Source organism: Pseudomonas sp. GW823-FHT03E05, assembly GCF_058796855.1.
The window spans coordinates 689,753-699,928 of the sequence record NZ_JBXAJB010000005.1 but is presented as its reverse complement, the minus strand read 5'-3'; the positions used below and the strand labels follow the sequence as shown (position 1 = coordinate 699,928).

The 10,176-nt window shown below is 63.1% G+C and carries 8 protein-coding genes; all 8 read left to right on the top strand.

Going from position 1 to position 10,176, the window contains the following annotated elements; genetic code table 11:
• Nucleotides 1–127 precede the first annotated feature (127 nt).
• Complete coding sequence (locus AC1RCO_RS23540) at nucleotides 128–1,480, top strand: TolC family outer membrane protein (protein ID WP_011058515.1); 1,353 nt, start codon at nucleotides 128–130, stop codon at nucleotides 1,478–1,480.
• Nucleotides 1,481–1,518: 38 nt separating this feature from the next.
• Entirely contained in the window at nucleotides 1,519–3,672 is a 2,154-nt protein-coding gene (locus AC1RCO_RS23535; RefSeq protein ID WP_011058516.1) for a type I secretion system permease/ATPase, read from the top strand.
• Nucleotides 3,662–5,029 (top strand): HlyD family type I secretion periplasmic adaptor subunit, encoded by a 1,368-nt coding sequence (locus tag AC1RCO_RS23530; protein ID WP_011058517.1) that lies wholly within the window; start codon nucleotides 3,662–3,664, stop codon nucleotides 5,027–5,029. The genes AC1RCO_RS23535 and AC1RCO_RS23530 overlap by 11 nt, the downstream gene beginning before the upstream one ends.
• A gap of 283 nt (nucleotides 5,030–5,312) precedes the next feature.
• On the top strand, nucleotides 5,313–6,200 hold the full coding sequence (locus AC1RCO_RS23525) for a TauD/TfdA dioxygenase family protein (protein ID WP_220223511.1): 888 nt from the start codon (nucleotides 5,313–5,315) through the stop codon (nucleotides 6,198–6,200).
• 27 nt (nucleotides 6,201–6,227) lie between these two features.
• Complete coding sequence (locus tag AC1RCO_RS23520; protein WP_015633677.1) at nucleotides 6,228–7,265, top strand: ABC transporter substrate-binding protein; 1,038 nt, start codon at nucleotides 6,228–6,230, stop codon at nucleotides 7,263–7,265.
• 5 nt (nucleotides 7,266–7,270) lie between these two features.
• Complete coding sequence (locus AC1RCO_RS23515) at nucleotides 7,271–8,131, top strand: ABC transporter ATP-binding protein (RefSeq protein ID WP_041115052.1); 861 nt, start codon at nucleotides 7,271–7,273, stop codon at nucleotides 8,129–8,131.
• Nucleotides 8,132–8,164: 33 nt separating this feature from the next.
• Nucleotides 8,165–9,031 (top strand): ABC transporter permease, encoded by an 867-nt coding sequence (locus AC1RCO_RS23510; RefSeq protein ID WP_492618095.1) that lies wholly within the window; start codon nucleotides 8,165–8,167, stop codon nucleotides 9,029–9,031.
• A gap of 215 nt (nucleotides 9,032–9,246) precedes the next feature.
• Nucleotides 9,247–10,173: a LysR family transcriptional regulator gene (locus tag AC1RCO_RS23505; RefSeq protein ID WP_011058522.1), complete on the top strand. Its 927-nt coding sequence runs from the start codon at nucleotides 9,247–9,249 to the stop codon at nucleotides 10,171–10,173.
• Nucleotides 10,174–10,176 lie beyond the last annotated feature (3 nt).

Below are 10,176 nucleotides of genomic sequence, written 5' to 3'. Positions count from 1 at the left end.
ACTTGAAGTATGTGAACCAGTTCTTAGTTTGAACTTTCCGACGGACGGTTGTTTTGGTTGTAATAAATCGATGTGGTGCCACGTTCTGACGTGATTCTGGACACGCTGTCCGAGGGAAATTCTTACCATGCGTTTTCATCTGTTCAAGGCCCTGCCCTTTGCCTTAGCCGCCAGCTTTGTGCAGGCTCAAACCCTTCCTGAAGCCATGCAGAAAGCACTGGATGTGCACCCGGAAATCCAAGCCGGCGTGAACAGCCGTCTGGCTGCTGACTACCAGCTGAAAGCCGCCAAAGGTGGCTATCTGCCACGAGTGGACATGTTAGCTGGCTATGGTCGTGAAGGGACGGATAACCCTACGACCCGTGCGGGTACAGGCAGCAATCACTGGGAAACCTTGAACCGCGGCGAGTCAAGTTTGCGTCTGCAACAGATGGTTTTTGACGGTTTTGCCACGTCCAGCGAAGTCGGGCGTCAACAAGCCACCGTCAACTCCCGCGCCTACTCCCTGCTGGGCACCTCCGAGCGCACGGCCCTGACCGTGGCCCAGGTCTATCTGGATGTGCTGACCCGCCGTCAATTCGTGCAACTGGCGGAAGACAACCTGCGCAATCACGAGCGTATCTACGACCAGATCAAACTGCGCACCCAGCGTGGCGTGGGTAGCGGCGCCGACCTTGACCAGGCTGAAGCGCGGATGGCCCAGGCCCGCAACAACCTGATCACCGAGCAGACCAACCTCGCCGACGCCCAGACCAACTACTTGAGTGCCGTCGGAGAAATGCCGGACCAGCTGGAACGCCCTGCCAGTTTTATGGCGCTGTTGCCGGCCAACCTCGACGAGGCCCGGCACCAGATGCTGGAAAACAGCCCGATCCTGCGTTCCGCCGAGTCCGATATCGTCGCTGCCGAGAAGCAGTACGATGCCGCCAAGTCGGCGTTCTATCCGCGCTTCGACGCGGAGCTGGGGCGTACTGCCGACAACGACCTGGACGGCCAGAACGGCCACAACAATGAATGGCAGGCCATGCTGCGCATGCGCTTCAACCTGTTCGCCGGCGGCAGCAACAAGGCCGACCTGGAGTCCAAGGCCTACCAGTCCAACCAGGCGCTGGATATCCGCAACAACGCCCTGCGGGTGCTGAACGAGGAACTGGGCCTGGCCTGGAACGCCTTGAACAACGCCAACGCCCAGGTGCCGATCGCCCAGCAATATGTGGATCACAGCACCAGCGTGCGGACCGCCTACCAGAAGCAGTTCAGCCTGGGTGAACGTACCCTGCTGGACTTGCTCGACAGTGAAAACGAGTTGTTCACCGCCTCCCGGCGCCTGGCCGAGATCCAGAACATTCAGTTATTTACTCAATATCGAATCAAGGCGACCATGGGCGAGTTGCTCAAAAGCCAGGGAGTGGTGGCACCTATGGCCTCCGTCGTGCAAAGCGATGTGAAGCCCAAGGTCCAGCTGCCCGGGATGAATTGAGCTAATTTCATCCAACCAGCCAGTCAAGAGTGTCGAGCGTGGAATCAGAAGTCAGTGTGCAACTCAGTCATGATCCACGCGGCATGCATGACGATCCCCTTCTGGATGGTTTGCTGACCCTCTGCTTCCTGCACCAGAAGCCCGCCAGTGCGGCGATGCTGACCACCGGCCTGCCCTTGCCATCCCAGCGCCTGAGCGCCGAGCTGCTGCCTCGGGCCGCGGCCCGGGCCGGGCTGCAGGGCCGGGTGCTGCGGCGCAAGCTCGAACAGATTCCAGCCATCGCCATGCCCGCCCTGTTGCTGCTCAAGGACGGTCGCAGCGCGGTGCTGCTGGGCTGGCAGGGTGAAGACCAGGCGCGGCTGTTGCTCAGCGAAAGCGATGGCGGCGAAGTCTGTGTCGACCGCCAGTTGCTGGCCGACGATTACAGCGGCCAGGTGTTCTTCGCCCAGCCCCAGCACAAGTTCGACGTCAACCACGGGTCGCTGATCCCTCGCGCCCGTTCCTGGTTCCGCGACACCCTCAAGCGCTCGCGCTGGCTGTATGCCGACGCCATTGCCGCGAGCCTGCTGATCAACATCATCGCCATGGCCGCGCCATTGTTCGTGATGAACGTCTATGACCGGGTGGTGCCGAACCAGGCCACCTCGACCCTGTGGGTGCTGTCCATCGGCATCATCGGCGCCTACATCTTCGACCTGATCCTCAAGGGCCTGCGCAGCCTGTGTCTGGACCTGGCGGGAAAGAAGACCGACCTGATCATTTCCGCCACGCTGTTCGAGCGCATCGTCGGCATGGCCATGAAGTACCGCCCGGCACGGGTCGGCAGCTTCGCCCAGAACATCCATGAGTTTCAGAGCCTGCGGGACTTTCTCGCATCCCTGACCCTCACCAGCCTGATCGACCTGCCGTTCACCCTGCTGATCTTCCTGGTGATCGCCATCCTTGGCGGGCATCTGGTGTGGATTCCGGTGCTGGCCTTCCCGATTGCCCTGTGCATCGGCTATGCCCTGCAGAAGCCCCTGGTGGCGACCATGGAAAAGACCATGGCCCTGGGCGCCGAGCGCCAGTCGAGCCTGATCGAGACCCTGGCCGGCCTGGACGCGGTCAAGGTCAACAACGCCGAGAGCGAGCGCCAGTACCAGTGGGAGCAGACCATCGGCACCCTCAGCCGGCTTGAGCTGCGGGTGAAGATGCTGTCCAGCCTGGCAATGAACATCACCTTGCTGATCCAGCAACTGGCCGGGGTGATCATGATCATCTTCGGCGTGTACCAGATCATCGACGGCAACCTCAGCATGGGCGGCCTGATCGCCTGCTACATGCTCAGCGGTCGGGCCCTGAGCCCGCTGGCTTCGCTGTCCGGGCTGCTGACCCGCTACCAGCAGGCGCGGGTCACCATGACCTCCGTGGACCAGATGATGGAGCTGCCCCAGGAGCGCAATTTCGACGAGCGCCCCCTGAGCCGCAGCGTGCTGCAGGGTGCCATCGAGTGTCGGCAACTGAGTTTTACCTACCCGGGGCAGCAGAACCCGGCGCTGAAGAACATCAACCTGATGATCAAGCCGGGGGAAAAGGTCGGCATCATCGGCCGCAGCGGCTCCGGCAAGAGCTCCCTGGCCAAGCTGCTGGTGGGGCTCTACCAGCCGGATTCCGGGGCCCTGCTGGTAGACGGTGTGGACATCCGCCAGATCGACGTCAGCGAACTGCGTCACAACATCGGCTACGTGCCCCAGGACATCCAGCTGCTGGCCGGGACCCTGCGTGACAACCTGACTTCCGGTGCCCGCTACGTCGAGGACGAACTGGTGCTGCAGGCCGCGGAACTGGCGGGGGTCCATGAGTTCGCCAGGCTGCACCCACAGGGCTATGAATTGCAGGTGGGCGAGCGCGGGCAGAACCTTTCCGGTGGCCAGCGGCAGAACGTCGCCCTGGCTCGCGCGCTGTTGCTCAACCCACAGATCCTGCTGCTCGACGAGCCCACCAGCGCCATGGACAACACCGGCGAAGAGCGCTTGAAACAGCGCCTGGAGGCGGTGGTGCAGAGCAAGACCGTGGTACTGGTCACCCACCGGGCGTCGTTGCTGTCGCTGGTGGACCGGCTGTTGGTGGTGGACCGTGGACAAATCCTGGCCGATGGCCCGAAAGCGGTGGTGATGGAAGCGTTGAAGAAGGGGCAGATCAGTGTTGCTTAAGTCGGGATTCAAGGACTCGATCCGTCGCTATTTCAAAGGCACCGATTCGCTCCAGGGGCAGCCGCTGCCCGAGGTCAACAAGGCACTGATCGAGGATGCGCCGCGGGTTATCCGCCTGACCATCTGGGGCATCATCGCGTTCTTCCTGTTCCTGGTGCTGTGGGCCAACTTCGCGGTGATCGACGAGGTAACCAAGGGCGAGGGCAAGGCGATTCCTTCCTCCAAGCTGCAGAAGATCCAGAACCTGGAAGGCGGCATCGTCTCCGAGCTGTACGTCAAGGAAGGCCAGATAGTCGAGGCCGGCGCGCCGCTGATTCGCCTCGACGACACGCGCTTCCAGTCCAACGTCGGCGAGACCGAGACCGTGCGCCTGTCCATGCTGCTGCGGGTCGAGCGCCTGAGCGCCGAGGTGGATGAACGCGAGCTGAATTTCCCCGCCGAGGCGGTCAAGGAAGCACCGGGCCAGGCGGCCAGTGAGAAATCCCTGTACCAGAGCCGTCGCCAGCAACTGCATGACGAGATCGGTGGCCTCCAGGAACAGCTGATCCAGAAGCAGCAGGAACTGCGCGAGTTCACCTCCAAGCAGGCGCAATACCGCCAGCAACTGGGCCTGCAGCGCCAGGAAATCGCCATGTCCGAGCCGCTGGTGGCCCAGGGCGCGGTGTCGCCGGTGGAAGTGCTGCGGCTCAAGCGTGCCGAAGTGGAAACCCGTGGCCAGCTGGACGCCACCACCCTGGCGATCCCTCGCGCCGAATCGGCGATCAAGGAAGTGCAGCGCAAGATCGATGAAACCCGCGGCAAGTTCCGCAGCGAGGCCCTGACCCAGCTCAACGAAGCGCGCACCGAACTGAACAAGGCCAGCGCCACCGGCAAGGCCCTGGAAGACCGGGTCAGCCGCACCCTGGTGACCTCGCCGGTACGCGGTATCGTCAAGCAGCTTATGGTCAACACCATCGGCGGGGTGATCCAGCCGGGCAGCGACATGGTGGAAATCGTCCCCCTGGACGACACCCTGCTGGTGGAAGCCAAGATCCGTCCCCAGGACATCGCCTTCCTGCACCCGGGGCAGGAAGCGGTGGTCAAGTTCAGCGCCTATGACTACACCATCTACGGTGGCCTCAAGGCCCGCCTGGAACAGATCGGCGCCGATACCATCACCGATGAAGACAAGAAGACCACCTACTACATGATCAAGCTGCGCACCGACCGCAGCCACTTGGGCACCGATGAAAAGCCGCTGCTGATCATCCCCGGGATGGTGGCCTCGGTGGACATCATCACCGGCAAGAAAAGCATCCTCAGCTACCTGCTCAAGCCGATCATCCGCGCCCGCGCCGAAGCCCTGCACGAACGCTGATCCATGTAAGAAACCACCTGCCAGCCTTGTAGGAGCTGGCTTGCCAGCGAAGGGGCCTTGAGAGCGCCTTCGTCGGCGTACCGTCCCCAAGCGGTCCATCGGTTGAATCAACATATCGTTATTCACTAACGGTATTTAAATTAGTTTTCTTATATCTATAAAGTTGACTCCCTGCGTACCTGCCGACCAATCGGCGCGCCGCACGAAATGAACCCACACGGGATCTCCGTGAGTTTCTGATCGACGCGCGCGCCCTGGGCGCGCCTGCGCGGGAGTTTCAGTCATGTCTGCATCAGCCAGTGCCGCCTCCATTGCCGCACAAGCTTTCGAAATCCGGCCCTTGAATGGGGCTGTAGGCGCCGAGATCGTCGGCCTCGACCTGTCCCGGCCAGTCAACGACCAGGACTTCGCCCGCATCCACCGCGCCCACCTGGACCATCACGTAGTGGTGTTCCGCGACCAGCGCATCAGCCCCGAACAGCAGATTGCCTTCAGCCGTCGCTTCGGTGTGTTGCAGATTCATGTGCTCAAGCAGTTCCTGCTGGCCGGGCACCCGGAAATCCTCATCGTTTCCAACATCATCGAGAACGGCCAGTCCATCGGCCTGGGGGACGCCGGCAAGTTCTGGCACTCGGACCTCTCCTACAAGGAACTGCCGAGCCTGGGCTCGATGCTGCACGCCCAGGAACTGCCAGCCGAAGGGGGCGACACCCTGTTCGCCAACATGCACCAGGCCTGGGACAACTTGCCCGAGGCGCTGCGCAAGGCGGTCGAGGGGCGCAGCGCCGCCCACTCCTACACGGCGCGCTACAGCGAGACCAAGTTCGAGGGCAACTGGCGCCCGACCCTGACCCCGGAGCAACTGGCTCAGGTCGCCGAGGTGGTGCACCCGATCGTGCGCACTCACCCGGAAAACGGCCGCAAGGCGTTATTCGTCAGCGAAGGCTTCACCACCCGCATCGTTGGCCTGCCGGAAGACGAAAGCGCCCAGTTGCTGGCCGAGCTGTATGCCCACAGCGTGCTGCCGGACAACATCTACCGCCATCAATGGCAGCCCCACGACCTGGTGTTCTGGGACAACCGCTCGCTGATCCACCTGGCCGCCGGTTGCCCGAGCCATCTGCGCCGCAAGCTGTATCGCACCACCATCCAGGGCGACGCCCCTTACTGATCAGCCAGGCACGGCAGGAGAACCAGCATGTCCTTATCCATTCCCTTCATTCCCCGCCTCGGCAGACTGGCCACGGCCATCGGCCTGGGTTTCAGCCTGCTGGCCGGCAGCCTGGTCGCGCCTGCGCCGGCCCAGGCCGAAGGCGAGATCCGCATCGCTGAACAGTTCGGTATCGTCTACCTGCTGCTCAATGTGGTGCGCGACCAGAACCTGATCGAGAAGCACGGCAAGGAGCAGGGCATCGACATCAAGGTCGACTGGACCCAGCTGTCCGGCGGCGCGGCGGTCAACGACGCCTTGCTGTCGGGCTCCATCGACATTGCCGGGGCCGGCGTCGGGCCGCTGCTGACCATCTGGGATCGCACCCACGGCCGGCAAAACGTCAAGGCCGTAGCCTCTCTGGGTAACTTTCCCTACTACCTGGTGAGCAACAATCCCAAGGTCAAGACCATCGCCGACTTCACCGAAAAGGACCGCATTGCGGTACCGGCGGTGGGGGTCTCGGTGCAATCGCGCTTCCTGCAATACGCCGCCGCCAAGCAATGGGGCGACAAGGAATTCAATCGCCTGGACAAGTACACCATCGCCGTTCCCCACCCGGACGCCACCGCCGCGCTGATTGCCGGCGGCACCGAGCTGACCGGGCACTTCTCCAACCCGCCATTCCAGGACCAGGCCCTGGAGAACCCCAATGTGCACGTGGTGCTCAATACCTACGACCTGCTGGGGCCCAACTCGCCGACGGTGCTGTTCGCCACCGAGAAATTCCGCAACGACAACCCCAAGACCTACAAGGCCTTCGTCGAAGCCCTGGCCGAAGCGGCCGAGTTCGCCCAGCACGACAAGGGCGCAGCCGCCGATACCTACCTGCGCGTGACCAAGGCCAAGATCGACCGCGCCGCCTTGCTGAAGATCATCGACAACCCGCAGTTCGAGTTCAGCGTGACACCAAAAAACACCTACCCACTGGCGGAATTCCTCTACCGGGTCGGTGCGATCAAGAACAAGCCCGAGTCGTGGAAGGACTACTTCTTCCAGGATGCCAAACCGTTGCAGGGGAGCTGATTGCCATGAACGCCCCCTTGCCAGGCCACACGGCCAGCAATCGCGCTGCCATCGCCCAGGCGCTGTTGGCGGTGGAACAAGTCAGCCTGGAATACCGCACCCCACAGCGGGTGGTGCGGGCCACCCACCAGGTGAGTTTCGAGGTTGATCCGGCCGACCGCTTTGTCCTGCTGGGCCCTTCAGGCTGCGGCAAGTCGACCCTGCTCAAGGCCGTGGCCGGGTTCATCCAGCCCTGCGAGGGCGAGATTCGCCTGCAAGGCCAGCGCGTCAGCCAGCCCGGGCCGGATCGTATAGTGGTGTTCCAGGAGTTCGACCAGTTGCCCCCCTGGAAAACCGTGAAGCAGAACGTGATGTTTCCCTTGCTGGCGTCGAAGACCCTCGGCCGCCGCGAGGCCGAAGAGCGTGCCCTGGAATACCTGGAGAAAGTCGGCCTGGCGGCTTTCGCCGATGCCTATCCGCATACCCTGTCCGGTGGCATGAAGGCCCGGGTGGCGATCGCTCGCGCCCTGGCCATGCAGCCGAAGATCCTGCTGATGGACGAACCTTTCGCCGCCCTCGACGCCCTGACCCGACGCAAGATGCAGGAGGAGTTGCTGCGGCTCTGGGAGGAGGTGCGCTTCACCTTGCTGTTCGTCACTCACTCCATCGAGGAAGCGCTGGTGGTGGGCAATCGCATCCTCCTGTTGTCGCCTCATCCGGGGCGCGTGCGGGCAGAAGTCCACAGCCACCAGTACGACCTGCAGAGCCTCGGTGGTGTGGCCTTTCAGCAGACCGCGCGGCGCATCCACCGCTTGCTGTTCGATGAAGGCCAATCGCCGGAAACTGAAACCGAGCTGGATTTCGCCGATATCCGTATCGCTTATTGAGCCGTCAGGCCACCGTTGAACGAGGAATGCCCGATGAGCCACTCATCCCCTGCGCGCGAGGAATACGAAGTTGTCCTGCAGCCCTTGCTGCAAGTGCCCCTGGAGCGCGAGCTGCCCCTGGGGCAGCGCCTCTGGCAACAAGGCTGGTTGCGCAAGAGCCTGATCCTGGTCCTGCTGGCGCTGCTCTGGGAAGCCGTGGCCCGTTACCAGAACAACGACCTGCTGCTACCGAGTTTTCTGCAAACTGCCAGCGCTCTTTACCAGGGCCTGCTCAGCGGCGAATTGCTGGGCAAGGTGGGCATTTCCCTGGTGGTGCTGCTCAAGGGCTACCTGATCGGCATCGTCCTGGCGTTTGCCTTGACCACCCTGGCGGTCTCGACCCGGCTTGGCCGTGACCTGCTGAGCACCCTGACCTCGATGTTCAATCCGCTGCCGGCCATTGCCCTGCTGCCCCTGGCGCTGCTGTGGTTCGGCCTGGGGCAGAACAGCCTGATCTTCGTGCTGGTGCATTCGGTGCTCTGGGCTTTGGCCTTGAACACCTATGCCGGGTTTCTCGGGGTTTCCGAAACCCTGCGCATGGCCGGGCGCAACTACGGCCTCAAGGGCCTGCGCCTGGTGCTGTTCATCCTGATCCCGGCGGCGCTGCCGTCGATTCTCGCCGGGTTGAAGATCGGCTGGGCTTTCGCCTGGCGCACCCTGATCGCTGCCGAGCTGGTGTTCGGCGCCACCAGCGGCAAGGGTGGCCTGGGCTGGTACATCTTCCAGAACCGCAATGAGTTGTACACCGACAAGGTGTTTGCCGGGCTGGCAGTGGTGATCCTCATCGGCCTGCTGGTGGAAAACCTGATCTTCGACACCCTGGAGCGGATCACGGTAAAACGCTGGGACATGCAGCGCTGAGCTACCTCGTCCGCCAGTCCCCCGACCGTAGGAGCTGGCTTGCCGGCGAAAGCGTCCTCAAGGGCTATGCAAGGTTCGAGGGCCCATTCGCCGGCAAGCCGGCTCCTACGCGGCCAGTGGGTTCACGGGTATGGATTGATCTCCCTCATTTTCCTAGGCGCCAAGCCTGCTAGCATTGCGCCTGGATCATCCCTGACCAGTCACGAGTGCTCAGCATGCAACTTCCGGACATGAACCTTCTGGTGGCCCTCGACGCCCTGCTCGACGAGGGCAGCGTGGTGGGCGCGGCGCGACGCATGAACCTCAGCCCGGCGGCCATGAGCCGGACCCTGACGCGGATCCGCGACGCCCTCGGCGACCCGGTGCTGGTACGTGCCGGACGGGGCCTGGTGCCCACCCCCAAGGCCCTGGAACTGCGCAGCCAGGTGCGCGATGTAGTGGAGCAGGCGGCGCTGGTGTTCCGCTCGGCGGACAAGGTCGACCTGGGTTCCCTGCAGCGGCGCTTCAACGTGCGCGCCAACGATTTTTTCGTCGGCGTGTATGGCGGTCGCCTCATCGATACCCTGGAGCGTCAGGCGCCCTTGTGCGAGCTGCGCTTCGTGCCCGAAGGCGATGGCGATGACGAGGCCCTGCGGGAGGGAAGGATCGACCTGCGGATCAGTAACACCCGGCCCCTGACCCCGGAAGTCAAGGTGCAGAACCTGTTCACCACCGCTTTTGTCGGCCTGGTGCGCGAAGGCCACCCGCTGTTGGACGAAGACATCACCGCCGAGCGTTTTGCCGCGTTTCCCCATATCAGCATGTCTCGCCGGGGCATAGCCCGTGGACCTATCGATGCGGCCCTGGCCGAGCAGGGCCTGGAGCGCCGTGTGCCGCTGATTGCCCCGAGCTTCCACGCCGCCATGTTCATGCTGCCGGATTCGGACCTGATTTTGCCGGTGCCCCAGGAAACCCTGCTCAGCGTCTCGCGCCTGGGCCTGCGCTTGCGTTCGTTCGTGCTGCCGATTTCCCTGCCGACCCTGGTTTTGACCCAGGCCTGGCATCCGCGCTACGACAAGGACCCGGCGCACAAGTGGTTTCGCGAAACCCTGCGCACCTCCTGCCAGGCCACCTGGCAAGAAGCCCAGCCGACGTCCTCGTAGGAG